Source organism: Pseudomonas sp. BN102 (genome assembly GCF_029871245.1).
GTDB lineage: Bacteria > Pseudomonadota > Gammaproteobacteria > Pseudomonadales > Pseudomonadaceae > Metapseudomonas.
Genome location: NZ_SSON01000029.1, coordinates 18,634 through 43,147 on the forward strand (window position 1 = coordinate 18,634; position 24,514 = coordinate 43,147).

Consider the following 24,514-nt stretch of genomic DNA (forward strand, 5'->3'; position numbering starts at 1 on the left):
GGGAGCCCTGCTGGGCTCCTGGAGATGAAAACGTCGGTGTGCAAGCGCGCCGGGGCGTCCGGCCAGAATGAATTCAGGCGCGCCAGCGCCAACGGGCGACGGCCTTGATGATCTTCATTCCGGCTCGTTCGAGCCAATGCTTGCAGGGAACCACCACGTTTCTGTCTCGTTGAGGCGGATTGTCGGAGGAGTCCGGCGACATTAGCGCAGCGCCGTGAGCGGCGCAACCTCCTGGCAACAGCTCGCGCAGGTCATCCACCACCAGGGCCGGATCCTCGTTGCTGATGGGGCGGCCGTGGTTGTAACCGTAGCTCAGGGCCACGCATTGCACTCCGGCGGCCTTGGCGGCGAGTACGTCGCTGCGCGAGTCGCCGACGAACAACGCCTCGGTCCGGCTGACCCCGGTCATGTGCATCACATGGAGCAGCGCGGCCGGATCGGGCTTCTGCTGCGGCAGGGTGTCGCCGGCGATGATCAGCGGGAAGTAGCTCCCCAGCTTCATCTCGTCCAGCAGCGGGGCGACGAAGCGCTCGGGCTTGTTGGTGACCAGCGCCAGTTCCACGCCCTTCTTCTTCAACCACCTTAGGGTTTCCGCAACGCCCGGGTAGACGGTGGTCAGCGCGTGGCTCTCGGCGTAGGCCTCCATGAACAGTTCCAGGCCGCGTTCGGCGTCGCTGTCATGCACCGAGGAATGGTCGATGTCGCCAGCCAGGGCACGACGCACCAGCACGCGCGCACCGTTGCCGACCCATTCGCGAACCCGTTCGACACCCGCTGCCGGACGCCCGAGGGCGAGCAGCATGCGGTCGACGGCGGCGGCCAGGTCGGGCACCGAATCCACGAGGGTGCCATCCAGGTCGAACATCACCAGGCGTGGCAGGCGCCCATCGAACAGCCGCTGCAAGGCGCTCATATCAGGCCTGAGCCAGCTCGGCGCGCATGGCGGCGATGACTTCGGCGTAGTCCGGCGCGTTGAAGATGGCCGAGCCGGCGACGAAGGTGTCGGCACCGGCGGCGGCGATCTCGCGGATGTTCTTTACATTGACGCCGCCGTCGATTTCCAGGCGAATGTCGCGGCCGGAGGCATCGATCAGCGCACGTGCTTCACGCAGCTTGTCGAGGGTGCCGGGGATGAACTTCTGCCCGCCGAAGCCGGGGTTGACGCTCATCAGCAGGATCATGTCGACCTTGTCCATCACGTACTTCAGCACGTCCAGCGGGGTGGCCGGGTTGAACACCAGGCCGGCCTTGGCGCCGCCGTCACGGATCAGCTGCAGGGAGCGGTCGATGTGCAGGGAGGCCTCCGGGTGGAAAGTGATGTAGGTGGCGCCCGCTTCGATGAAGTCGCCGATGATGCGGTCCACCGGCGTGACCATCAGGTGCGCATCGATCGGCGCGGTGATGCCGTACTTGCGCAGGGCGGTGCAGACCATGGGGCCGATGGTCAGGTTGGGCACGTAGTGGTTGTCCATCACGTCGAAGTGAACGATGTCGGCGCCGGCGGCGAGTACGTTCTCCACTTCCTCGCCCAGGCGGGCGAAATCGGCGGAAAGGATCGACGGTGCGATGGCGAAGGGCTGCATGGCTGACCTCAGGGCGGAATCACGGTGGCGCGGATTGTAGCCGGGATGGATGGCGCGCGGGGATTCGACCGATGGCCGAGAACCTGTTCACGATCTTGCGAACTAGAGTCATGCAAGGCAAAAACGGGCGAGGAAGCGGAGTTTACGAGTTGTAAATGAGCGTTACTCGCTTCGGGCCGCGCTGAAGCGCGTTAGCCGCAAGCGGCTTTCCGAGCCTGTTTTTAATGCCGCAGGACCGACGCACAGCTGATCGTGAGCTGGTTCTGAGGCGGGAGGAAAAAAGAACCCGCCCGCACGGGGAGCGGGCGGGCGGAAGGTTGGAGAACTTATTCCGGCATAGAGGTCCGCATGCGTTCGCTGCGGCCGCGTAGCCACTCCAGCACCAGCAGCAGGGCGACGGAGAAGCCGATCAGCAGGGTGGCGGCGGCGGCGATGGTGGGGCTGAGGTTCTCGCGGATACCGCTGAACATCTGGCGCGGCAGGGTGGCCTGCTCGGGGCCGGCGAGGAACAGGGTCACCACCACTTCGTCGAAGGAGGTGGCGAAGGCGAACAGCGCCCCGGAGATCACCCCCGGCGCGATCAGCGGCAGGGTCACCTTGAAGAAGGCGGTCAAGGGCGGCGCGCCCAGGCTGGCGGCGGCACGCACCAGGTTGTAGTTGAAGCCCTGCAGGGTGGCCGACACCGTGATGATCACGAAGGGCACGCCCAGCACCGCGTGCACCAGGATCAGCGAGATGTAGCTGTTACCCAGTCCCAGCGGCGCAAAGAACAGGTAGGCGGCGACACCTATGATCACCACCGGCACCACCATGGGGGAGATCAAGAGGCTCATCACCAGCGCCTTGCCGCGGAACTCGCCACGGGTCAGGCCGATGGAGGCCAGGGTGCCGAAGACCATCGCGAGCACGGTGGCCGCCGGGGCGACGATCATGCTGTTGGTCAGCGAGCGCATCCACTCCGCCGAGTTGAAGAAGTCGGCGTACCAGCGCAGAGAGAACCCCTGCAGCGGGTAGACCAGGAAGGTGCCGGAGTTGAACGACAGCGGGATGATCACCAGCACCGGCAGGATCAGGAACAGCAGCACCAGGCCGCAGAGGCCGCGCAGCGTGTAGTACCACAGGCGCTCGACCGGGGACATGTAGGGACTCAGCATGAAGCTCTCTCCTCAGAATCTTTTTGTTACCCCACCCTCTCCCGGCCCTTTGGGCCACCCTCTCCCGCGAGCGGCAGAGGGGGATCGGGTGGCCTCCTTCGGAGGCGTTCTTATCCCAGGCGCAGGCGGCCAGCGCCCACCAGCCAGCTGTACACCACATAGAGGATCAGGGTGGCGAACAGCAGCATGCCGCCCAGGGCCGTGGCCATACCCCAGTTGATGGTGGTGTTGGTGAAGAAGGCGACGAAGTAGCTGACCATCTGGTCGTTCGGGCTACCCAGCAGCGCCGGGGTGATGTAGTAGCCGATGGACAGGATGAACACCAGCAGGCACCCGGCGCCGACGCCGGCCACGGTCTGCGGGAAGTACACCTTCCAGAAGCTGGCGAAGGGGTGGCATCCGAGGGAGATCGCTGCCCGCATATAGCTGGGGGAGATGCCCTTCATCACGCTGTAGATGGGCAGGATCATGAACGGCAGCATGATGTGCACCATGGCGATGTAGACGCCGGTGCGGTTGAACACCAACTGCAGCGGCTGGTCGATCAGACCCAGCTTCATCAGCGCGCCGTTGATCAGGCCGCCGGACTGCAGCAGCACGATCCAGGCCGCCACCCGTACCAGGATCGACGTCCAGAACGGCAGCAGCACCAGGATCATCAGCAGATTGCTCTGGCGGGTCGGCAGGTTGGCCAGCAGGTAGGCCAGTGGGTAGGCCAGCAGCAGGCAGATCACGGTGATCACCGCGCCCATCCAGAAAGTGCGGGCGAAGATGTCCAGGTAGATGGCCTGGTCCGGGGTGGCCGGCGCCAGCTCGCCAAGGTCGTCGATACGATGGTCGAGGGAGGCCAGCAGGTAATAGGGGGTCAGGTGGCTGGCGTTGCGGCGGATTGCCTGCCAATAGGCCGGGTCGCCCCAGCGCTCGTCCAGTCCTTCCAGCGCCTCCTTGTAGGAAGCCGGCTCGGTTTTGAACGGCAAGGCGCGGGCGGTCTTGGCCATCAGGCTGCGGTAGCCGGCCAGTTCCATGTTCAGGCGCTTGGAAAGGTCGCCTATGGTCTGGTTCTTGCGCGCCGCGGCGAGGTCTTCGGCCAGGGCCTTGTACACGGGCTCGGCGGGCAGCGCCTTGCCGTCCCAACTGGAGATGGCGTCGACGGTGCGTGGCATGGAACCGACCACTTCCGGGTTGTTCACACTCTTGTAGAGCAGCGCGCCGATGGGCACCAGGAAGGTCAGCAGGAGGAAAATCAGCAGCGGCAGGATCAGCGCCTGGGACTTCAGGCGGTTCATCCGCTCCGCTCGGGCGAGGCGCTGCTTGAGGCTGGGGCCGGCGACCTCGTTCAGGGGCACTGCAGTGGCCATGGCGAACTCCGTTGGAACAGGGTTGGACTTTCGGCCCCGTAGGGCCAGGGTGAGGAGATGCGTCCCTCACCCCCGGCCCCTCTCCCGGAGGGAGAGGGGAGTAAAAGCAGCCTTACTTGGCCGCCCAGGAATTGAAGCGCTGCTCCAGTTGCTCGCCGTAGTCAGCCCAGAAGGTGACGTCCATGGCGACCTGGTCCTTGATGTTTTCCGGAGTGGTCGGCATGTCCTTCAGCAGGGCCTTGTCCAGCAGCGGCACCGCCTGGGTGTTGGCCGGGCCATAGGCGATGTTCTCGGAGTAGGTCTTCTGCTGCTCGGGCTTGACCGAGTAGGCGATGAACTCCTTGGCCTTGTCCGCATCCTTGGCGCCCTTCGGGATGGCCCAGGAGTCGAAGTCGTAGATGCCGCCGTTCCATACCACCTTCAGGTTGCTCTCCTTCTGCACGGCGGCGATGCGGCCGTTGTAGGCGGAGCTCATGACCACGTCACCGGAGGCGAGGAACTGCGGCGGCTGGGCGCCGGCTTCCCACCACTGGATGCTCGGCTTGATCTGGTCGAGCTTCTTGAAGGCGCGGTCCTGGCCTTCCTTGGTGGCGAGCACGCTGTAGACGTCCTTCGGCGCGACGCCGTCGGCCATCAGGGCGAACTCCAGGGTGTACTTGGCGCCCTTGCGCAGGCCGCGCTTGCCGGGGAATTTCTCTACATCCCAGAAATCCGCCCAGCTGGTGGGCGCGCTCTTCAGCTTGTCGGCGTTGTAGGCCAGCACGGTGGACCACACGAAGAAGCCTACACCGCAGGGCTGGATGGCACCGGGCACGAAGTCTTCGGCCTTGCCGAACTGGGCCGCGTCGAGCTCTTCGAACAGGCCTTCATCGCAACCGCGGGACAGTTCGGGCGACTCCACTTCCACCAGGTTCCAGGACACGCTGTTGGTGTCGACCATGGCTTTCACCTTGGCCATCTCGCCGTTGTATTCGCCAGCGATGATCTTGTTGCCGGTGCTCTTCTGGTAAGGCTCGTAGAAGGCCTTGACCTGGGCGTTCTTGTTGGCGCCGCCGAAGGACACCACGGTCAGGTCGGCGGCCATGGCCTGGGCGGCGCAGGCCAACCCGAGGGCGATGGCGGTGAGTTTCAGGGATTTCGACATTGTTATTTTCTCCACAGTGCAGGGTTGCTAATGCCTTGGTGCCGCCGCGTCATTCCGCCAGAAGCGGGTCCAGAGCGCGGACGTGCTCCACTTGCCAGCCGAGCGGCACCACATCGCCTACCGCCAGTGCGGGGTCGAGCTCAGCAATAGGTTGCTTGACGAAGAAGTCGGGCTTGCCGCAGACCTCCATGCGGATACGCACGTGGTCGCCCAGGTAGATGAACTCGGCGACGCGCCCGGAGAAGCGGTTGACGCAGCTCTCGCTGTGGCCATTGAGACGCACACGCTCCGGACGGATAGACAGGGTCACCTGCTCACCCGGCTGGCCGACGTTGATCGCCAGCGCCTCGACCTTCTCGCCACGGGCCAGGCGCACCACGCAACGGTCGCCCTCGCGGCTTTCCAGCTGGCCATTGAGGCGGTTGTTCTCACCGATGAAGTTAGCCACGAAGGTGTTGCGCGGCAGCTCGTAGAGCTCGCGCGGCGGGGCGATCTGCTGGATCTCGCCCTGATGGAACACCGCCACCCGGTCGGACATGGTCAGAGCTTCACCCTGGTCGTGGGTCACGTAGACCACGGTGACGCCGAGGCGCTGATGGATGTGCTTGATTTCCATCTGCATGTGCTCGCGCAGCTGCTTGTCCAGGGCGCCGAGGGGTTCGTCCATCAGCACCAGCTGCGGCTCGAACACCAGGGCACGAGCCAGGGCCACGCGCTGCTGCTGGCCGCCGGAAAGCTGGCCGGGATAGCGGTTGCGGAAGGCGTCCAGCTGGACCATGGACAGCGCGCGCTTGACCCGCTCGCTGGCGTCGGTCTTGCTCAGGCCGCGCACCGAGAGCGGGAAGGCCAGGTTCTCGGCCACCGTCATATGCGGGAAGAGCGCGTAGTTCTGGAACACCATGCCGATGTCGCGCTTGTGCGGGGGCACGTTGTTGATCGAGCGACCGCCCAGCAGGATCTCGCCGTTGGTGGGGGTCTCGAACCCGGCGAGCATCATCAGGCTGGTGGTCTTGCCGGAGCCGGACGGCCCGAGCAGGGTGAGGAACTCGCCTTTGCGAATGTCCAGGTTGAGGTCTTTGACGATCAGGGTCTCGCCGTCGTAGCTCTTCTGTACGCCGCGAAAGCTGACCAGGATGTCGCTGCCTTTTGAATCGGCCATAACCGCACCTTTGTTTTTGTGTCTGCCGTAGGGGAAAGCCTAGAGAAGGCGGCAAAGCACGCAAATCGGGCGGTATGAGAGATTGCTATAAGGCTTAGAGAGGATTTCTTGTAGGGATCGCCCTACAAATCAGAGAGCCATTGTCGGACATTCACAGCAACTTGTGCTCGACGGCGTATTTCACCAGGTCCGCCACCGAGTGCAGACCGAGCTTCTGCATCAATCTCGCCTTGTGAGTACTCACGGTCTTGCTGCTGACCGCCAGCTGCTGGGCGATCTCGTTCACCCCTTCGCCACGCACCAGGCGCTCGAACACCGAGAACTCCCGCTCCGAGAGCAGGGTGTGGGCGGGTCGTGCGTCAGTCAGGCCAACCTCGAAGACCATGCGGTCGGCCAGCTCAGGGTCTATGTAGCGGCCACCGGACGCCACCTTGCGGATGGCCGTGAGCAGCAGCGCCGGGTCGCTGTCCTTGGTGGCGTAGCCGGCGGCGCCGATTTTCAGCGCCCGCGCCGCCATCTGCGCCTCGTCGTGCATGGACAGCACCAGTACCGCCGGTGGGTTGCTCAGCGCGCGGATTCGCGGAATGGCTTCCAGGCCGTTGACGCCGGGCATGGAGATATCCAGCAGCACCACCTCGCAGGGCGTCTGCCGCAGGGTTTCCAGCAACTGCTCGCCATTGGCCGCCTCGCCCGCGACGCAGAGGTCCTTGGCCAGGCCGATGAGCTGCTTGATGCCTTCGCGGACGATGGTGTGGTCTTCAGCCACCAGTACTCGGATCACGCCACTTTCTCCTTATCCAATGCCACGCGGACGCAGAGGGTGGTGCCCTCTCCGGGTTGACTGTCGATCTGCAGGTTGCCGCCCAACATCAGCACGCGCTCGCGCATACCCACCAGGCCGAAGGAACTGCCACGCCCGGCGTTGGTGTCGAAGCCCCGGCCGTCGTCGCTGATGCGCAGGCAGAGCATGCCGTCTTCTTCGCACAGGCGAACCGCCACAGTATGCGCCTCGGCATGGCGCATGACATTGGTCAGGGCTTCCTGCAGCACGCGGAACAGGCCAACCGCCTTGGCGTCGGAGAGCTGCGGCAGCTGCTCCGGCACTTCCACCAGACAGGGGATCTGGGTGCGTGCTTCGAAGCGCCGGGCCTGCCACTCGATGGCCGAGGCGATGCCGGCGTCGAGGATGGGCGGGCGCAGGGCGGTGGCCACGTCACGCACCAATTGGAACAGCTGGGCGATCAGGCGCTTCATACTCTCCAGGCGCTCGCGCAGTCCGGCGTCGAGGCCGGCGAAGGCCAGTTCGCACATGGAGGTTTCCAGCTTGAGCACGGTGAGCACCTGGCCCAGTTCGTCGTGCACCTCGCGGGCAATACGCGCCTTCTCCTCCTCGCGCACGCTTTCCAGGTGCGCCGACAGCTCGCGCAATTGGGCTCGCGAGGCCCCCAGTTCCAGCTCGATCTGCTTGTTCTCGGTAATGTCCCAGACCACGCCGTCCCAGATCGCCCGGCCGTCCTCGAAGACCCGCGCGCTGGCCTTGATGTCAGCCCAGCGCAACTGCCCGTCGCGGGTGAGGATGCGCCCCTGCCAGTGCCAATCGCGGTCGGCGCCCAGCGCCGCCTGCTGGCTTGCCCAGTAGCTGTCGCGGTCCTCCGGGTGGACCAGGCCGCGGATGCCGCGCCCGGTGTCGAGCAATTCGCTGGCGCTGTAGCCCACAAGCCCCTCGCTGCCCTCGCCGATGAAGGCGAAGTCGGCGGGCACTCCGGCCTTGCGCCGCTCCAGTCGGAACACAAGGCCGGGCACGTTGGAGGCGATACCCTTCAGGCGGGCTTCACTTTCCTCCACGGCCTCGCGGGCGCGGCGCCGTTCGGTGGCGTCGGAGAGAAACACCACCAGGTACTCCGAGGAGCCGAAGCGCAGGAAGCTCAGGGACACATCGGCCGGCAGCCAGCCGCCGTCCGGGCGCAGGCAGCGCGTCTCGAAGCTCAACGGGCCTTCGTCGCTGTTGCGGGCACGGCGCCAGAGGTTGAGCCAGCGGTCCATGCTCAGTTCCGGCTCGAAGTCCGCCAGCGGCCGGTCCGCCAGGCTGCCGGCTGCATAACCCAGCATCTGTTCGGCGGCGCGGTTGGCGTAGCGCACATGGCTGTCCCAGTTGACCCACAGGATGCCCAGGGTGCTGTGGTCGATGGAGAACTGGGTGAGGCGCAGGGCTTCCTCGGCCGCCTCGCGCAGTTGCAGGGCGTGGCGCGCGTCCAGCAGTTGCCGCTCCAGACCACGGCGCTGGCGGCGCAGCCAGGCGATGACGGCGGCGGCGGTCAGCAGCAGTGCGCCCAGCAGCAGACTGAGGTTCTGCCAGAAGCCGGCGGACTCGCCCAGGCGCGAGTACTTGGGTTGTAGCCAGCGCTCGTGGAGCAGGTCCAGGTCCTTGGGCGGCAGGCTGCGCATGGCGAGGTCGATGATGGCCGCCAGTTCCGGCCAGTCCCGCCTCGACGCGATCCGCAGCAGCTGCGGGAAGCCGATATCCCCGACTACCGCCAGCCCGGCGAACTCCTGCTCGCGGGACAGGCGGCTGAGCTGGGCTTCGTCCAGCACGGCATAGCGCACCTGCTCGGCGAGCAACGCCTGCAGAGCATGGCGTTCGCTGGCCATGGGTTTCAGGTTGAGATTGGAATAGGTCGCGCGCAGGTAATCGGCCACCGCACTGGGCTGGCGCACCGCGACGGGCGAAGTGGCGTCGAGCTGTTCGAGATCCACCGCCGCGCTGCCGTCACGTTCGCCCACCAGCAGCTGCGAGACGCGCATGTAAGGATCGGAGAAGAGCCAGAGGCGCAGGCCGGCTGGGGTCTGGACAAGGCCGGGGGCAAGGTCGATCTGCCCGGCGCGCAGGGCCTGATCCAGTTCGCCCTGGCTGTCGTAGGTGCGCCAGACCAGCTCCACGCCCATGGCCCCGGCCAACCAATTCATCAGCTCGACATTGGCCCCGGAGAGCTGCTGCAGTCGCCTGTCCAGCTGGACGTAGGGCGCTTGCAACAGGGCGCCGACGCGCAGCTGGCCGTGGGCCTCCAGCCATTGCCGCTGGCCGTCGTCGAGGGGCAACGGGGTCGGTGCCGCCAACGCGGGAATCGCCAGGCAGCAGGCGAACAGCAGGGAGAAAAGCGCACGGATCATCGAGGACCAACCGCAAAGGGGTAAACAGCCGACATACCTTACTCCAGCTGCAACCCACCATGCGAAGGCTCGGCCTGACAAATGCCGGGCGTGCCATTAGGCTCCTCTGTCTCAGCTCGACCAGGAATCCCCAGATGCTTCGCGCCCTTTGCCCGACTCTCGTGGCCATTTACCTCGCCCTGCTACCTGCCTCCCCTGCCCTACTTGCGGCGGAGGCAACCACCGCCACGGACACGCAGCCGCTTCCTCCCGTGGAACGCGCGCCGCTGGAGGAGCGCAGCCAGGAAGATGCCGCTAGCCTGGAGCGCCAATTGCCGAGCCGGGAGCAACAACGGTTGCGGGCGGGCGAGGATAGTTTCCTGGCGCTGTGGCGGCCGGCCAATGTCAGTGATCCCGGCGGTCTCCTGATCCTGCTGCCCGGGGAAGGCGAGAGCGCAGACTGGCCGCAAGCCATCGGCCCGTTGCGGCGCAGGTTGCCGAACTCCGGCTGGAGCACCCTGAGCCTGACCCTGCCCGACCCCAGCGGCGATCCGTTGCCACCACGTCCGTTCAAGACCGAAGAGCCGAGCAAGACCGAGCCTGCCGTGAACCCCGAGAAGGCCGCGGAAGAAGGCCCGGCCAACACCGAGCAGGCGGGCAGTGCCGAGCCCGACACCGACCCGGCACCACCGCCACTCTCCCGCGATGCCATCCAGAAGGCCCAGACGGAAAGGGTGTTCGCCCGCATCGAGGCAGCCCTGGCCTTTGCCCGCCAGCAGCAGCCCAAGGCCATCGTGCTGCTCGGCCACGGCACGGGGGCCTTCTGGGCGGCGCAGTTTCTGGCGCTGAAGGAACCCAAGGACATCCGCAACCTCCTGTTGGTGGCGGCGGAACTACCGGCGGGATACGAGCCTGCATTGGAGGATTCGCTGTCGGAACTCAAGCTGGCCACCGGCGACTTCTACTACAAAGACCAGCCCACCGACCGCGATTCCGCCCTACGCCGGCTGCATGCCAGCAAACGGCAGAAGCACCCGGCCTACCTGCAGATCGCCATGAAGGGCCTGCCGGGCGACCGCGCCACCGAGCAGGAACAGCTGATACGGCGGATTCGGGGCTGGCTCAGCCTGCACTTGCAAGCCGCCGACGGGCAAGGCACCGCGCCTGGGGGCTGACAGGGCTTCAGCGGAAACCGTGGCGCTCGCGGATCAGGTTGTAGGCATTGTGCAGCTCGCGCGTGCGATCGGTCGCGGCGCGCACCAGGGCCGGGCTGGCGCCTGAGCCGGCAAGCTTGTCCGGGTGGTTCTGGCTGAGCAGTCGGCGGTAGGCGCGCTTGATCACCGCCGGCTCGCAATCGGCTGTCACTCCCAGCAGGGTGAGTGCATCCTTGTAGCCGCTGCCACGCCTGAGCGGCAGTCCATGGGGCAGATCGTAGCCAGCGCCCAGCGCCTCCACCTGCGACGCCGAACGCCCCAACCAATGGCCCCATTGGAGGATGAGCTGGCGCTCATGCTGGCCAATACGCCCGTCAGCTGCGGCCAACTGCCAGCAACTGCGCAGCAGGCGTTCGACGCTCGAGCGATCGTGGCGCAGCTGCCTCAGCGAAATCTCCAGCTTGTCGCCGCCGGCCTTGCCGCGGTTGAAGGCGGCTATCGCCCGCCGGGTGCCGGCGTCATCCAGACCGAGCCGTTTCATCTCGGAGCGCGCTTGTTGGATATGCGCTTCCTCCACCCGTCCATCGCTCTTGGCCAGGCGCCCAAGAAGGATGAACAGCAGGTCCTGCTGGTCGATGGCCGATTCGCCACGCACGCGGGCGCGCAGGGCGCTCCAGGAGTCCAGCTGCAGCTTCCGATCCAGCACATGCCCCAGCAGACCGCCCAGCAGGGCGCCGGGAATGCTCGCGAGGGCGAGTCCTGCTGCGGCGCCGATCAGGGTAGCCGGCCAGACCAACTCAGGCCTCCGCTACCAGTAGGCGCTCGACTTCCGCCAGGCGTTCGTGGGTACCGACATCGACCCAGCGTCCGGCGAAATGCTCGCCGCTGACCTGGCCGGCGGCCATGGCCTGGCGCAGCAACGGGGCCAACTTGAAGGCGCCTGCCTGGCAACCGCTGAACAGCCGCGGATGGAGCACGGCGATGCCGCTGTAGGTGAGGCTGGCCTCGCCCTCGACTGCGTCGCTCACCCGCCCCTGGTCGAGGCGAAAGTCGCCGCGTGGGTGGTGGATGGGGTTGTCCACCAGCACCAGATGGGCCAAGCCATCCAGTGGCCGCCGCAGACGCTTGAAGTCGAAGTCGGTCCAGACGTCGCCGTTGACCACCAGGAAAGGCTCGTCCCCCAGCAATGGCAGGGCCCGGAAGATGCCGCCTCCCGTTTCCAGCGGCTCGCCTTCTGCCGAATAGCGGATGGACAGACCGAAGCGCGCGCCATCGCCGAGATACGCCTCGATCTGCGGCCCGAGCCAGGCATGGTTGATCACCAGCTGGCGAAACCCCGCCGCCGCCAGGGCATTGAGGTGGAACTCGATCAGTGGGGTGCCGGCGGCACGGACCAGCGGCTTGGGTGTGTGCAGGGTCAGGGGGCGCATGCGCTCACCCTTGCCGGCCGCGAGGATCATGGCCTTCATTCCGGCACGACCTCCAGTAGCGGCATGCCGCCCAGCAATTCGCCCAGCTCGGCCAGCTCCGGTCGGCGGGCGACCACGGCTTCTATATAAGAGAAGAAGCGCGGTACGTCATCCAGGTACTTGGGCTTGCCATCGCGATGGCAGATGCGCGCGAAGATGCCGATGACCTTGAGGTGGCGCTGTACGCCCATCAGGTCGCTGGCGCGGTGAAACTCGGCGAAGTCGGCCTGCACCGGAATTCCCGCTTCCCGCGCCAGGGTCCAGTAGCGCTGAAGCCAGGCGGCGACGCGCTCTTCCGGCCAGCTGAGGAAGGCATCCTTGAACAGGCAGGTGACATCGTAGGTCACCGGCCCGTAGACCGCGTCCTGGAAATCCAGCACGCCGGGATTGGGACGGCTCAGCATCAGGTTGCGCGGCATGTAGTCGCGGTGCACCAGTACCTTCGGCTGGTCCAGGGCGCTACCGATCAGCAGGTCGGATACGCGTTGCCAGGCGGCCAGGCGCTCACCGTCCAGTTCGATGCCCAGGTGGCGCTGCAGATACCACTCGGGGAAGAGCTGCAGCTCGCGACGCAGCAGGGCATCGTCGTAGCTGGGCATGGGGACATCGAGGCTGCGCTTCTGGAAGGCGATCAGCGCGTGGATCGCGTCCTCGAAGAGCGAGTCGGCATTTTCGACGTTGATCACGTCGAGGTAGGTCTGGCGGCCCAGGTCATCCAGGATCAGGAAGCCCTGCTCCACGTCCGCGGCGAGAATGCGCGGCACGTGAACGCCGGCTTCGGCGAGCATCCCGGCCACCTTGACGAAGGGGCGGCAATCCTCGCGGGGCGGCGGGGCGTCCATCAGGATCAGGGTGCGGTCGTCGGCCTCCCAGCGGAAATAACGGCGAAAGCTGGCATCGCTGCTGGCCGAAACCAGCCTGGCGACAGGCACGGGGCCCCAGCCTTCGGCAGCGAACAGGGTGGGCAACTGCTGGTCCAGCCATTGGCTCAGCTGCTGAAGGCGCAGGTCTTCGTGGTGCATCGGGTGGTCTCCGGCGGCGCTAGCCGTTGTGCGGGTCATGCTTTATTATCCAGCATCTTTTTCAGCCCATCGAGAGGCGTGCGGCCCCAGCGGGCCGAAGGCGCGCAGGAAGCCCGGACTAACAAGATGGCAGTAAGATCTCCCGCGTTTCGTAGAAAATTTCCTCTGCTGGTGACCGGCAGCCTGCTGGCACTGCAGCCAGTAGCCACCTCCTTCGCCGTCGCCGCAGAACAATTCGACTGCCAGGCATCCGCCTCTGGCGGCTGGGCCTGCTCGCCCAAGGCCAGCACCGAGAAGTTACCACCTCGTCCGGTTCACAGCAGCAGTGCCGTGAGTTCGACCATCGGTGCTGCCCCCCAAGAGGGGCAGGCCGCGGCTGAAGGCAGCGAGGCCACGCTGGTCACCGAGGCCGAAGGCAAGGGCCTGGCCACCCGTAGCGCCGACTACAGTCACCTCGACTGGGTGCCGCGCGACAAGCTCACTCCGGCCCAACTGGCTGAGACCGGCCCCTACTGCGCCGGCGCCTACGTCGAGCCGCCGCGTCCGGGCATGGACGACGACACGCCGATGGAGGACGCGCCCACCTACATCTCCGCCAAGGCCTCCCGCTACGAGCAGGAGAAGCAGATCGCCACTCTCGCCGGCGATGTGGTTCTGCGCCAGGGCAGCATGCAGGTGGAGGCCGACGAGGCCAACCTGCACCAGGCCGAGAACCGCGGCGAACTGCTCGGCAACGTCAAGCTGCGCGACAAGGGCGCCCTGGTAGTCGGCGACCACGCCGAGCTGCAGCTGGACAACGGCGAAGCCAAGATCGACAACGCCGAATACGTGCTGCACCAGTCCCACACCCGCGGCAACGCGCTATACGCCAAGCGCCAGGAAGACGCCGTCATCCGCCTGAAGGACGGCACCTACACCCGATGCGAACCGGGTGACAACGCCTGGCACCTGAAGGGCAACAATATCAAGCTGAACCCCGCCACCGGTTTCGGCACCGCGACCAACGTCACCCTGCGGGTCAAGGACATTCCGGTGTTCTATACCCCGTACATCTATTTCCCCATCGACGACCGTCGCCAGTCCGGCTTCCTGCCGCCGACCATCGGCACCAGCTCCGACACCGGTTTCCTGCTGGTCACGCCGTACTACTTCAACCTGGCGCCGAACTATGACGCCACGCTGTACCCGCGCTACATGGCCAAGCGCGGTCTGCTGATGGAAGTCGAGGGCCGCTACTTGACCCGCAGCAGCGAAGGCCAACTGGGCGGGGCCTACCTCGACGACAAGGAAGACGAGCGCAAGCTCATGTCCGAGTACGAGAAGAAGCGCTGGCTGTACAACTGGAAACACACCGGCGGCCTCGACTCCCGCCTGCTGGCCGAGGTCGACTACACCGATATCAGCGATCCGTACTACTTCGACGACCTGGATACCGACCTGGGCGTCGACACGCCGACTTTCGTCAACCAGCGCGGTACGCTGAGCTACCGCGGTGATACCTATACCGCCCGCCTGAACGCGCATGCCTACGAGCTGGCCACCATCTCGGACATCACGCCGTACGACCGTCTGCCGCAGATCACCCTGGATGGCGCACTGCCCTTCCAGCCGGGCGGCCTGAACTTCGACTACAGCACCGAGTTCGTGCGCTTCGACCGCAATCTGCGCGATGGCAACTTCACCGACAAGGATGGTCTCGCCTCGCCCTGGCTCGATGAGAACATCCAAGGTCTTGCTCGCGCCAACGGTGACCGTGCCCACCTGGAGCCGAGCGTCAGCCTGCCGATGAACTGGACCTGGGGCTTCCTCAAGCCGCAGGTGAAGTACACCTATACCCAGTACGACCTGGATCTGGACCAGCAAGGCAAGAACACGCTGCTGGCCGAACAGACCTTCCATGGCAGCCAGGATCGCCAGGTACCGATCTACAGCGTCGACAGTGGCCTGTTCTTCGACCGCAAGACCCAATTCTTCGGCAAGCCCTATACCCAGACCCTGGAACCGCGCCTGTACTACCTCTACGTTCCGGAAGAGGACCAGACCGACATTCCTCTGTTCGACACCGGCGAGAACACCTTCAACTACTCGTCGCTGTTCCGTGACAACCGCTTCTCCGGCCGCGATCGCATCGGCGACGCCAACCAGGTCTCGCTGGGCGTGACCAACCGCTGGATAGAGTCCAACGGCTTCGAGCGCCAGCGCGTCAGCATCGGCCAGGCCTTCTATTTCCAGGACCGCAAGGTGCAACTGCCCGGCATCGACTTCCGCACCCGCGACGATTCCCAGGCGTCCGTTTCGCCCTATGCGCTGGAGTACCTGTATCGCTTCAATCGCGACTGGCGCATCACCTCGGACTTCAACTGGGACCCGGACTCCCATCGCACCCGCTCCGGCAGCGCGATGTTCCACTACCAGCCTGAAGACAATCCGAACAAGGTGGTCAACGCCGGTTACCGCTACCGCAACGACACCATCCGCTACGACCAGTCCACCGGTAACTGGGTCGTCGGCGGCGGCGACTTCGGTGTGGAAGGCCAGCCTGGCTTCATCAAGGACTACTACAAGATCAGCCAGCACGACTTCTCGGTCATCTGGCCGGTGGTTCCGCAGTGGAGCGCCATTGCCCGCTGGCAGTTCGACTACAACCGCGACCGTACCCTGGAAGCCTTCGGTGGCTTCGAGTACGACAGCTGCTGCTGGAAGCTGCGCCTGATCAACCGCTACTGGGTCGACTACGACGAATTCGACCAGACCCCCTCCACCACCGACGACAGTGGCGACCACGGGATATTCCTGCAGATCGTCCTGAAGGGCCTCGGCGGCATCGTGGGCAACAAGGCCGAAGGCTTCCTGGAAAAAGGCATTCAAGGTTACCGTGAACGTGAAGACCAAGCTCTCTGATTGTCTGCGCCCGCTGTTGCTGGGCGCCCTCCTCCTCGGCGGCCTCGCGCATGCCGAGGTTCGCTCCATCGACCGAGTGGTCGCCATCGTCGACAACGACGTGATCATGCAAAGCCAGCTGGACCAGCGCCTGCGCGAAGTGCAACAGACCATCGCCAAGCGCGGCGCCTCGCTGCCGCCCGAGCATGTGCTCAGCCAGCAGGTGCTGGAGCGCCTGATCATCGAGAACATCCAGCTGCAGATCGGCGACCGCTCCGGCATCCGCATCACCGATGAGGAACTGAACCAGGCCATCGAGGCCATCGCCCAACGCAACGGCATGACGGTCGAACAGTTCCGTGGCGCCGTTTCCCGGGACGGCCTGTCCTTTGATGACGCCCGCGAGCAGGTACGCCGCGAGATGGTCATCAGTCGTGTGCGCCAGCGCCGCGTGGCCGAGCGCATCCAGGTCACCGACCAGGAAGTGCAGAACTTCCTCGCCTCCGATATGGGCAAGATCCAGCTGTCGGAAGAGTTCCGCCTGGCCAATATCCTGATCCCGGTACCGGAAGGCTCCTCGCCCGACACCATTCAGGCTGCCGAGCGCCAGGCCCAGGAGCTGTACCAGCAGCTCCAGCAGGGCGCCGATTTCGCCCAGCTGGCCATCTCCCGCTCCGCCGGCGAAACCGCCCTGGAAGGCGGCGAGATCGGGTGGCGCAAGGCCGCCCAGCTGCCTCCGCCCTTCGACGGCATGATCAGCGCCCTGCCGGTCGGCCAGGTTACCGAGCCGGTCCGCACCCCGGGTGGCTTCATCATTCTGAAGCTGCTCGACAAGCGCGGTGGCGAAACCCTGGTGCGCGACGAAGTGCACGTCCGCCACATCCTGCTCAAGCCCAGCGAGATCCGCAGCGAAGCAGACACCCAGCGCCTGGCCGAGCGCCTCTACGAGCGCATCCAGTCGGGCGAGGACTTCGGCGAACTGGCGAAGAGCTTCTCCGAGGACCCGGGCTCGGCGCTTAACGGCGGTGACCTGAACTGGATTGACCCCAACGCCCTGGTGCCCGAGTTCCGCGAAGTCATGGCACAGACCCCGGCCGGCAAGCTCTCCAAGCCGTTCAAGAGCCCCTATGGCTGGCACGTGCTGGAAGTACTGGGCCGCCGCGCCACCGACAGCAGTGACAAGTTCCGCGAGCAACAGGCACTGAACGTGCTGCGCAACCGCAAATACGACGAGGAACTGCAGGCCTGGCTACGCCAGATCCGCGACGAGGCCTACGTCGAAACCAAGTTGTAAGCGCCTGGGTCGCAGGACGGCGCGCTGGCGGTACAATCACCGCCAACGCGCTGGACACCATGCAAGGACCCGGAATGAAACCTCTCCGCTTCGCCCTCACCCCAGGTGAACCTGCCGGCATCGGCCCCGACCTTTGCCTGCTCCTTTCCCGCTCGGTCCAGCCCCATCCCCTGATCGCCATCGCCAGCCGCAGCCTGCTCAAACAGCGTGCCGCCGAACTGGGCCTGGCCATCCGCCTGGTCGAGGTCACCCCACAGGACCTGCCCAGCGCACCGGCCGCCGCCGGCAGCCTCTATGTCTGGGACACGCCGCTGCGCGTACCAGCCAACCCGGGCCAACTTGCGCCACCGAACGCGGCCTACGTGCTGGAAACCCTGACTCGCGCCGGCCAGGGCTGCCTCGACGGGCATTTCGACGGGATGATCACTGCCCCGGTACACAAGGGCGTGATCAACGAAGCCGGCATCCCCTTCTCGGGACACACCGAATTCCTCGCCGAGCTGACCGCCACCCGCCAGGTGGTGATGATGCTGGCCACCCGTGGGCTGCGTGTAGCCCTGGTGACCACTCACCTGCCGCTCAAGGATGTCGCCACCGCCATCACCCCTGAGCGGTTGCAGCGAGTCAGCCGCATCCTGCATGCCGACCTGGTGAACAAGTTCGGCATCGCCCGTCCGCGCATCCTGGTCTGCGGTCTCAACCCCCACGCCGGCGAGGGTGGCCATCTGGGCCGGGAAGAGCTCGACGTGATAGAGCCGACCCTTGAAGGTCTGCGCGCCGAGGGCCTGGACCTGATCGGCCCGCTGCCGGCCGACACCCTGTTCACCCCCAAGCATCTGGACCATTGCGACGCCGTGCTGGCGATGTACCACGACCAGGGCCTGCCGGTGCTCAAGTACAAGGGATTCGGCGCGGCGGTGAACGTGACCCTGGGACTGCCGATCATTCGCACGTCGGTGGACCACGGCACTGCCTTGGACCTCGCCGGCACCGGTCGTATCGACTGTGGCAGCCTGGAAGTCGCCCTGGAAACCGCGTACCAGATGGCCACTGCGCAACAGCGCATTGATTGACGGTAGACCCTTGCCGCTTTCGCGGTTGAGCCTTAGGCGGCGGGGACTGACGCCTGATAGACTACGCGGCTCAGTTTCCACGCCAGGCCCCGGGCCTGGCCCCAAGGCCTGGAGCCTTCGATGTCCGAACACTACCAACACCGCGCGCGCAAGCGCTTCGGCCAGAACTTCCTGCACGACGCAGGTGTCATCCACCGCATCCTGCGCAGCATCCACGCCCGCGCAGGCGAGCGACTGCTGGAGATCGGCCCGGGCCAGGGCGCCCTCACCGAGGGCCTGTTGGCCAGCGGCGCTCAGCTCGATGTGGTCGAGCTGGACCTGGACCTCATTCCCATCCTGCAGCACAAGTTCGGTCACGAGCCGCGCTTCCGCCTCAACCAGGGTGACGCCCTGAAGTTCGACTTCCGCCAGCTCGGCGCCGAGCCGCGCAGCCTGCGGGTCGTGGGTAACCTGCCGTACAACATCTCCACGCCGTTGATCTTCCACCTGCTGGACCACGCGGACCTGATCCGCGACATGCACTTCATGCTGCAGAAGGAAGTGGTGGAACGCCTCGCCGCCGAGCCCGGCGGCGGCGACTGGGGCCGGCTGTCGATCATGGTCCAGTACCACTGCCGCGTGGAGCACCTGTTCAACGTCGGCCCGGGCGCTTTCAACCCGCCGCCCAAGGTCGACTCGGCCATCGTCCGCCTGGCGCCTCATGAGGTGCTGCCGCATCCGGCCAAGGACGTCGCCCTGCTGGAGCGCGTGGTGCGCGAAGCCTTCAACCAGCGCCGCAAGACCCTGCGCAACACCCTCAAGGGCCTGCTCGACGCTGCCGCCATCGAGGCCGCCGGCGTGGATGGCAGCCTGCGCCCGGAACAGCTCGACCTGGCCGCATTCGTCCGCCTGGCCGACCAACTGGCCGCGGCAGGCGCCAAGCCCTAGACTCCTTTCCAGCTACTCGAGAGCAATCGCGTGTCCGATCCTCGCTATCAGGTCGACGTCAGCGTCGTCACCCGCTTCCTCCCGGAACAATCGCAGCCGGATGAGAATCGCTTTGCCTTCGCCTACACCGTGACCATCCAGAACAATGGCGAGCTCCCGGCCAAGCTGCTCACCCGCCACTGGGTCATCACCGACGGCGACGGCCACGTCCAGGAAGTCCGTGGTGCCGGCGTGGTCGGCCAGCAGCCGCTGATTGCCCCAGGCGCCAGCCACAGCTACACCAGCGGCACCGTGATGGCGACGCAGGTGGGCAGCATGCAGGGCAGCTACCAGATGGTCGCCGAAGACGGGAAACGCTTCGACGCCATCATCGCCCCCTTCCGCCTCGCCGTTCCCGGCGCCCTGCACTGAGGAGAGCGGCATGGCGGCTTATGCGGTCGGCGATCTCCAGGGCTGCCTGGACCAACTGAAGTGCCTGCTGGCGCGGGTTCACTTCGATCCGGCCAGGGATCGCCTCTGGCTGGTGGGCGACCTGGTCAACCGCGGGCCGAAATCCCTGGAAACCTTGCGCTTCCTTTATTCGATCCGCGAATCCCTGGTCTGCGTGCTCGGCAACCATGACCTGCACCTGCTGGCGGTGGCCCACAATATCGAGCGCCTGCGCAAGGCCGATACCCTGCGCGAGATAATCGACGCACCGGACAGTGCCGAACTGCTCGACTGGCTGCGCCTGCAGAAGCTGCTGCACTATGACGAGCAGCGAGACGTCGCGCTGGTACACGCGGGCATTCCGCCGCAGTGGACGCTGAAGAAGGCCCTCAAGCGCGCGGCTGAAGTGGAGGAGGCCCTACGGGACGACGCCCGCCTGCCGCTGTTCCTCGACGGCATGTACGGCAATGAGCCGGACAAGTGGGACAAGGACCTGCACGGTGCAGCGCGCCTGCGGGTCATCACCAACTATTTCACCCGCATGCGCTTCTGCCGCGCCGACGGGACCCTGGACCTGAAATCCAAGGAAGGCCTGGACACAGCACCGCCCGGCTTCGCGCCCTGGTTCAGCATTCCCGGACGCAAGACCCGCGGGCAGAAGATCATTTTCGGCCACTGGGCAGCCCTGGAAGGCAAGTGCGACGAACCCGACCTGTTCGCCCTCGACACCGGCTGCGTCTGGGGCGGCGCCATGACCCTTTTGAACATCGACAGCGGCGAGCGCCAGAGCTGCAGCTGCGAGGAGAACCGCCATGAGTGAATTCCAACGCATCCCCCCCGAGCGGGCCCAAGCCCTGCGCGAACAAGGCGCAGTGGTGGTCGACATCCGCGACCCGCAGAGCTTCGCCCTCGGCCACATCAGCGGTTCGCACCACCTGGACAACCACTCCCTGGCCGATTTCATCGCCAAAGCCGACTTCGACAAGCCCCTGATCGTCTCCTGCTACCACGGCAATTCCAGCCAGGGCGCAGCCGCCTATCTCGCGCATCAGGGCTTCGCCGAGGTCTACAGCCTGGATGGCGGTTTCGAGCTCTGGCGCAGCCTCTACCCCGACGAAGTCGCCCAGGGCAGCGCCGACTGAAAATTTTTTCCGTGAGGCGCAACCCCGCGCCATCACTGGCTTAGCGCCGCCCAGCCGACGAACGGTAATCCCTTGTTATCGTTCCGTCATGCTTGACCTTGCCGATTACGAACTACTCTTAGCTCAGGCCATCCAAAAAAGGGGAGAGCCGGTCCACCGGTTCCGGGCCATCGGCAGCGACCATTCAGGTGTTCTGGGGGACTTTCATCAGCCAGCTTTCGGCTGACTGCCCGCACCCGCACAACCGACCCCGCGCCGGCTTCCTGTTTCCAGCGAGGTGACGTCATGAGCATTTTCAGCCACTTCCAACAACGCTTCGAAGCGACGCGCCAGGAGGAATACACCCTCCAGGAGTATCTCGACCTGTGCAAGCAGGACCGTAGTGCCTATGCCAGCGCAGCGGAACGCATGCTCATGGCTATCGGCGATCCGGAACTGCTGGATACTTCGCTCGACCCCCGGCTGTCGCGGATCTTCTCGAACAAGGTGATTCGCCGCTACCCGGCCTTCGCCGACTTCCATGGCATGGAAGAATGCATCGACCAGATAGTCGCCTTCTTCCGCCATGCCGCCCAGGGCCTCGAAGAGAAGAAACAGATCCTCTACCTGCTGGGACCGGTGGGCGGCGGCAAATCGTCCCTGGCGGAAAAGCTCAAGCAGCTCATGGAGCGCGTGCCCTTCTATGTCATCAAGGGTTCGCCGGTGTTCGAGTCGCCCCTGGGGCTGTTCAACGCCGATGAAGACGGTGCCATCCTCGAAGAGGAGTACGGCATCCCGCGGCGCTACCTGCGTACGGTTATCTCGCCCTGGGCGACCAAGCGCCTGAACGAGTTCGGTGGCGATATCAGCAAGTTCCGCGTGGTCAAGCTCTACCCCTCGATTCTCAACCAGGTCGCCATCGCCAAGACCGAGCCGGGCGACGAGAACAACCAGGACATCTCGTCCCTGGTGGGCAAGGTGGATATCCGCAAGCTCGAGGAATTCCCGCAGAACGACGCCGATGCCTACAGCTACTCGGGCGCGTTGTGCCGGGCCAACCAGGGCCTGATGGAATTCGTCGAGATGTTCAAGGCGCCGATCAAGGTGCTGCACCCGCTGCTGACCGCCACCCAGGAAGGCAACTACAACAGCACCGAGGGCCTGGGCGGATTGCCGTTCAGCGGCATCATCCTGGCCCACTCCAACGAATCGGAATGGCACAGCTTCCGTAACAACAAGAACAACGAAGCCTTCATCGACCGTATCTACATCGTCAAGGTCCCCTACTGCCTGCGGGTCGCCGACGAGATCAAGATCTACGACAAGCTGCTGGTCGGCAGCTCGTTGGCCCACGCCCACTGCGCGCCGGACACCCTGCGCATGCTGGCGCAGTTTTCCGCGCTGTCCCGCCTGAAGGAGCCGGAGAACTCGAACATCTACTCGAAGATGCGCGTCTACGACGGTGAGAACCTCAAGGATACCGATCCCAAGGCCAAGTCGATCCAGGAATACCGCGATTCCGCAGGCGTGGACGAAGGCATGAACGGCCTGTCGACCCGCTTCGCCTTCAAGATCCTCTCCAAGGTATTCAACTTCGACCCCCATGAAGTGGCGGCCAACCCGGTGCACCTGCTCTATGTGCTGGAACAGCAGATCGAGCAGGAACAGTTCCCGGCGGAAACCCGCGAACGCTACCTGCGCTACATCAAGGAATACCTGGCGCCACGCTACATCGAGTTCATCGGCAAGGAGATCCAGACCGCCTACCTCGAGTCCTACAGCGAGTATGGCCAGAACATCTTCGACCGCTACGTGCTCTATGCCGACTTCTGGATCCAGGACCAGGAGTATCGCGACCCGGAAACCGGCGAGATCCTCAACCGCGTGGCGTTGAACGAGGAGCTCGAGAAGATCGAGAAGCCGGCCGGCATCAGCAACCCGAAGGACTTCCGCAACGAGATCGTCAACTTCGTACTGCGTGCCCGGGCCAACAACAACGGCAAGAACCCCAGCTGGCTCAGCTACGAGAAGCTGCGGGTGGTGATCGAGAAGAAAATGTTCTCCAACACCGAAGACCTGTTGCCGGTCATCAGCTTCAATGCCAAGGGCAGCAAGGAGGAGCAGCAGAAACACAACGACTTCGTCAAACGCATGGTCGAGCGCGGCTATACGGAGAAGCAGGTACGCCTGCTGTCCGAATGGTACCTGCGGGTACGCAAGTCGCAGTAAAACAGTCTCAAGCTGCAAGCCTGGAGCAAGCCCGTCGGAGGCGCCGTCTCGCACGGCGTCTTCTGCGCCTTGCAGCCTGAAACTCCCCGGAGGGGTCTATGAGCTACGTCATCGACAGGCGTCTGAACGGCAAGAACAAGAGCACGGTGAACCGCCAGCGGTTCCTGCGGCGTTACCGCGAGCACATCAAGAAGGCCGTGGAGGAGGCCGTGAGCCGCCGTTCCATCACCGATATGGAGCATGGCGAGCAGATCAGCATTCCCGGCCGCGATATCGACGAGCCCGTCCTGCACCATGGTCGTGGCGGACGGCAGACCATAGTCCACCCCGGCAACAAGGAATTCACCGCGGGTGACCGCATTCCCCGCCCCTCCGGCGGTGGTGGCGGGCGCGGCGGCGGCAAGGCGAGCAACACCGGCGAAGGGATGGACGACTTCGTCTTCCAGATCACCCAGGAGGAGTTCCTCGACTTCATGTTCGAGGACCTCGAACTGCCCAACCTGGTCAAGCGCCACCTCTCCGGTGCCGACACCTTCAAGACGGTACGCGCCGGTATCAGCAACGAAGGCAGCCCGTCACGCATCAATATCGTCCGCACCCTGCGCTCGGCCCATGCCCGACGCATCGCCCTGTCGGGCAGCAGCCGCAGCAAGCTCAAGGAAGCCAAGGAGGAACTGGAGCGGCTCAAGCGCGAAGAGCCGGACAATTTCAGCGATATCCAGGAACTTGAAGCTGAAATTGCCAAACTTCGCGCCAGAATCGAGCGTGTTCCCTACCTCGACACCTTCGACCTCAAGTACAACCTGCTGGTCAAGCAGCCCAACCCGTCGTCCAAGGCGGTGATGTTCTGCCTGATGGACGTGTCCGGCTCCATGACCCAGGCGACCAAGGACATCGCCAAGCGCTTCTTCATCCTGCTCTACCTGTTCCTCAAGCGGAACTACGACAAGATCGAGGTCGTCTTCATCCGCCACCACACGAGCGCTCGCGAGGTGGACGAGGAAGAGTTCTTCTACTCCCGGGAAACCGGCGGCACCATCGTTTCCAGCGCGCTCAAGCTGATGCAGGAAATCATGGCCGAGCGCTATCCCATCAATGAATGGAACATCTACGCCGCCCAGGCATCGGACGGCGACAACTGGAATGACGATTCCCCCATCTGTCGGGATATCCTGATCAAACAGATCATGCCGTTCGTGCAGTACTACACCTACGTCGAGATCACCCCGCGCGAGCATCAGGCGCTGTGGTACGAGTACGAGCAGGTCTGCGAGGCGTTCGACGATACCTTCGCCCAGCAACAGATCGTCTCGGCGGCGGATATCTACCCGGTGTTCCGCGAACTCTTCCAGCGCCGGCTGGTGACCTGAG

General features: G+C 65.0%; 21 protein-coding genes. 10 read left to right on the forward strand and 11 right to left on the reverse strand.

The genetic code is table 11. The features are described 5' to 3' along the window. Nucleotides 1-73: 73 nt before the first annotated feature. The 8 genes from E8F12_RS03935 to E8F12_RS03970 form a co-directional block, all read right to left on the reverse strand. On the reverse strand, nt 74-913 hold the full coding sequence (locus tag E8F12_RS03935) for a phosphoglycolate phosphatase (protein ID WP_280323995.1): 840 nt from the start codon (nt 911-913) through the stop codon (nt 74-76). A gap of 1 nt (nt 914) precedes the next feature. Then, nucleotides 915-1,583: a ribulose-phosphate 3-epimerase gene (gene rpe / locus E8F12_RS03940; RefSeq protein ID WP_280323997.1), complete on the reverse strand. Its 669-nt coding sequence runs from the start codon at nt 1,581-1,583 to the stop codon at nt 915-917. A gap of 326 nt (nt 1,584-1,909) precedes the next feature. Continuing rightward, on the reverse strand, nt 1,910-2,737 hold the full coding sequence (locus E8F12_RS03945; RefSeq protein ID WP_280323998.1) for an ABC transporter permease: 828 nt from the start codon (nt 2,735-2,737) through the stop codon (nt 1,910-1,912). A 110-nt stretch (nt 2,738-2,847) separates the two neighbouring features. Then, complete coding sequence (locus tag E8F12_RS03950) at nt 2,848-4,095, reverse strand: ABC transporter permease (protein ID WP_280323999.1); 1,248 nt, start codon at nt 4,093-4,095, stop codon at nt 2,848-2,850. A 112-nt stretch (nt 4,096-4,207) separates the two neighbouring features. Further along, entirely contained in the window at nt 4,208-5,239 is a 1,032-nt protein-coding gene (locus tag E8F12_RS03955; RefSeq protein WP_280324000.1) for an ABC transporter substrate-binding protein, read from the reverse strand. A gap of 49 nt (nt 5,240-5,288) precedes the next feature. Continuing rightward, nucleotides 5,289-6,398 (reverse strand): ABC transporter ATP-binding protein, encoded by a 1,110-nt coding sequence (locus E8F12_RS03960; RefSeq protein WP_280324001.1) that lies wholly within the window; start codon nt 6,396-6,398, stop codon nt 5,289-5,291. 151 nt (nt 6,399-6,549) lie between these two features. After that, the gene (locus E8F12_RS03965) at nt 6,550-7,179 is read right to left on the reverse strand and encodes a response regulator transcription factor (protein ID WP_280288492.1); all 630 of its coding nucleotides are present in this window, start codon (nt 7,177-7,179) and stop codon (nt 6,550-6,552) included. Continuing rightward, nucleotides 7,176-9,566: a transporter substrate-binding domain-containing protein gene (locus E8F12_RS03970; RefSeq protein ID WP_280324002.1), complete on the reverse strand. Its 2,391-nt coding sequence runs from the start codon at nt 9,564-9,566 to the stop codon at nt 7,176-7,178. The genes E8F12_RS03965 and E8F12_RS03970 overlap by 4 nt, the downstream gene beginning before the upstream one ends. 134 nt (nt 9,567-9,700) lie before the next feature. Here E8F12_RS03970 and E8F12_RS03975 point away from each other — a divergent pair, with 134 nt between their 5' ends. Then, nucleotides 9,701-10,720, forward strand: a complete 1,020-nt coding sequence (locus E8F12_RS03975; protein ID WP_280324003.1) for an alpha/beta hydrolase family protein — start codon at nt 9,701-9,703, stop codon at nt 10,718-10,720. Nucleotides 10,721-10,727: 7 nt separating this feature from the next. Here E8F12_RS03975 and E8F12_RS03980 read toward each other — a convergent pair whose 3' ends face one another. From E8F12_RS03980 to E8F12_RS03990, 3 genes are read right to left on the reverse strand one after another with little or no spacing between them, the layout of a single operon-like run. Then, nucleotides 10,728-11,495 (reverse strand): TerB family tellurite resistance protein, encoded by a 768-nt coding sequence (locus E8F12_RS03980; RefSeq protein ID WP_280324004.1) that lies wholly within the window; start codon nt 11,493-11,495, stop codon nt 10,728-10,730. A 1-nt stretch (nt 11,496) separates the two neighbouring features. Beyond that, nucleotides 11,497-12,168, reverse strand: coding sequence for an N-acetylmuramate alpha-1-phosphate uridylyltransferase MurU (gene murU / locus E8F12_RS03985; protein ID WP_280324005.1), 672 nt, complete (start codon nt 12,166-12,168; stop codon nt 11,497-11,499). Next, nucleotides 12,165-13,190: a phosphotransferase gene (locus tag E8F12_RS03990; protein ID WP_280324064.1), complete on the reverse strand. Its 1,026-nt coding sequence runs from the start codon at nt 13,188-13,190 to the stop codon at nt 12,165-12,167. Before E8F12_RS03990 ends, murU begins: the two co-directional genes overlap by 4 nt. Nucleotides 13,191-13,316: 126 nt before the next feature. Here E8F12_RS03990 and E8F12_RS03995 point away from each other — a divergent pair, with 126 nt between their 5' ends. The 9 genes from E8F12_RS03995 (at nt 13,317) to E8F12_RS04035 (ending at nt 24,513) form a co-directional block, all read left to right on the forward strand. Continuing rightward, nucleotides 13,317-16,091 carry an LPS-assembly protein LptD gene (locus tag E8F12_RS03995; protein WP_280324006.1) on the forward strand — a complete coding sequence of 925 codons (2,775 nt, stop codon included), beginning with the start codon at nt 13,317-13,319 and terminating at the stop codon, nt 16,089-16,091. Next, entirely contained in the window at nt 16,072-17,364 is a 1,293-nt protein-coding gene (locus E8F12_RS04000) for a peptidylprolyl isomerase (protein WP_280324007.1), read from the forward strand. Before E8F12_RS03995 ends, E8F12_RS04000 begins: the two co-directional genes overlap by 20 nt. Nucleotides 17,365-17,438: 74 nt before the next feature. Beyond that, a complete protein-coding gene (gene pdxA / locus E8F12_RS04005) occupies nt 17,439-18,437 on the forward strand; it encodes a 4-hydroxythreonine-4-phosphate dehydrogenase PdxA (protein WP_280324008.1) in 999 nt (332 codons plus the stop codon). A 120-nt stretch (nt 18,438-18,557) separates the two neighbouring features. Continuing rightward, entirely contained in the window at nt 18,558-19,364 is an 807-nt protein-coding gene (rsmA, locus tag E8F12_RS04010) for a 16S rRNA (adenine(1518)-N(6)/adenine(1519)-N(6))-dimethyltransferase RsmA (protein ID WP_280324009.1), read from the forward strand. A 30-nt stretch (nt 19,365-19,394) separates the two neighbouring features. After that, the gene (gene apaG, locus E8F12_RS04015) at nt 19,395-19,775 is read left to right on the forward strand and encodes a Co2+/Mg2+ efflux protein ApaG (protein WP_280324010.1); all 381 of its coding nucleotides are present in this window, start codon (nt 19,395-19,397) and stop codon (nt 19,773-19,775) included. Between the two features lie 10 nt (nt 19,776-19,785). After that, entirely contained in the window at nt 19,786-20,613 is an 828-nt protein-coding gene (locus E8F12_RS04020; RefSeq protein ID WP_280324011.1) for a symmetrical bis(5'-nucleosyl)-tetraphosphatase, read from the forward strand. Next, nucleotides 20,606-20,935 (forward strand): thiosulfate sulfurtransferase GlpE, encoded by a 330-nt coding sequence (gene glpE, locus E8F12_RS04025; RefSeq protein ID WP_280288503.1) that lies wholly within the window; start codon nt 20,606-20,608, stop codon nt 20,933-20,935. The genes E8F12_RS04020 and glpE overlap by 8 nt, the downstream gene beginning before the upstream one ends. 285 nt (nt 20,936-21,220) lie before the next feature. After that, nucleotides 21,221-23,143 carry a PrkA family serine protein kinase gene (locus tag E8F12_RS04030; RefSeq protein ID WP_280288504.1) on the forward strand — a complete coding sequence of 641 codons (1,923 nt, stop codon included), beginning with the start codon at nt 21,221-21,223 and terminating at the stop codon, nt 23,141-23,143. 98 nt (nt 23,144-23,241) lie between these two features. Next, nucleotides 23,242-24,513, forward strand: a complete 1,272-nt coding sequence (locus E8F12_RS04035) for a YeaH/YhbH family protein (protein ID WP_280324012.1) — start codon at nt 23,242-23,244, stop codon at nt 24,511-24,513. Nucleotide 24,514 lies beyond the last annotated feature (1 nt).

Excerpts from the sequence above, each read along its gene's own strand:
- E8F12_RS03935 (WP_280323995.1), bottom strand. The coding sequence starts at position 913 with ATGAGCGCCTTGCAGCGGCTGTTCGATGGGCGCCTGCCACGCCTGGTG.
- rpe (WP_280323997.1), bottom strand. The coding sequence starts at position 1,583 with ATGCAGCCCTTCGCCATCGCACCGTCGATCCTTTCCGCCGATTTCGCC.
- E8F12_RS03945 (WP_280323998.1), bottom strand. The coding sequence starts at position 2,737 with ATGCTGAGTCCCTACATGTCCCCGGTCGAGCGCCTGTGGTACTACACG.
- E8F12_RS03950 (WP_280323999.1), bottom strand. The coding sequence starts at position 4,095 with ATGGCCACTGCAGTGCCCCTGAACGAGGTCGCCGGCCCCAGCCTCAAG.
- E8F12_RS03955 (WP_280324000.1), bottom strand. The coding sequence starts at position 5,239 with ATGTCGAAATCCCTGAAACTCACCGCCATCGCCCTCGGGTTGGCCTGC.
- E8F12_RS03960 (WP_280324001.1), bottom strand. The coding sequence starts at position 6,398 with ATGGCCGATTCAAAAGGCAGCGACATCCTGGTCAGCTTTCGCGGCGTA.
- E8F12_RS03970 (WP_280324002.1), bottom strand. The coding sequence starts at position 9,566 with ATGATCCGTGCGCTTTTCTCCCTGCTGTTCGCCTGCTGCCTGGCGATT.
- E8F12_RS03975 (WP_280324003.1), top strand. The coding sequence starts at position 9,701 with ATGCTTCGCGCCCTTTGCCCGACTCTCGTGGCCATTTACCTCGCCCTG.
- murU (WP_280324005.1), bottom strand. The coding sequence starts at position 12,168 with ATGAAGGCCATGATCCTCGCGGCCGGCAAGGGTGAGCGCATGCGCCCC.
- E8F12_RS03990 (WP_280324064.1), bottom strand. The coding sequence starts at position 13,190 with ATGCACCACGAAGACCTGCGCCTTCAGCAGCTGAGCCAATGGCTGGAC.
- E8F12_RS03995 (WP_280324006.1), top strand. The coding sequence starts at position 13,317 with ATGGCAGTAAGATCTCCCGCGTTTCGTAGAAAATTTCCTCTGCTGGTG.
- pdxA (WP_280324008.1), top strand. The coding sequence starts at position 17,439 with ATGAAACCTCTCCGCTTCGCCCTCACCCCAGGTGAACCTGCCGGCATC.
- rsmA (WP_280324009.1), top strand. The coding sequence starts at position 18,558 with ATGTCCGAACACTACCAACACCGCGCGCGCAAGCGCTTCGGCCAGAAC.
- E8F12_RS04020 (WP_280324011.1), top strand. The coding sequence starts at position 19,786 with ATGGCGGCTTATGCGGTCGGCGATCTCCAGGGCTGCCTGGACCAACTG.
- glpE (WP_280288503.1), top strand. The coding sequence starts at position 20,606 with ATGAGTGAATTCCAACGCATCCCCCCCGAGCGGGCCCAAGCCCTGCGC.
- E8F12_RS04030 (WP_280288504.1), top strand. The coding sequence starts at position 21,221 with ATGAGCATTTTCAGCCACTTCCAACAACGCTTCGAAGCGACGCGCCAG.
- E8F12_RS04035 (WP_280324012.1), top strand. The coding sequence starts at position 23,242 with ATGAGCTACGTCATCGACAGGCGTCTGAACGGCAAGAACAAGAGCACG.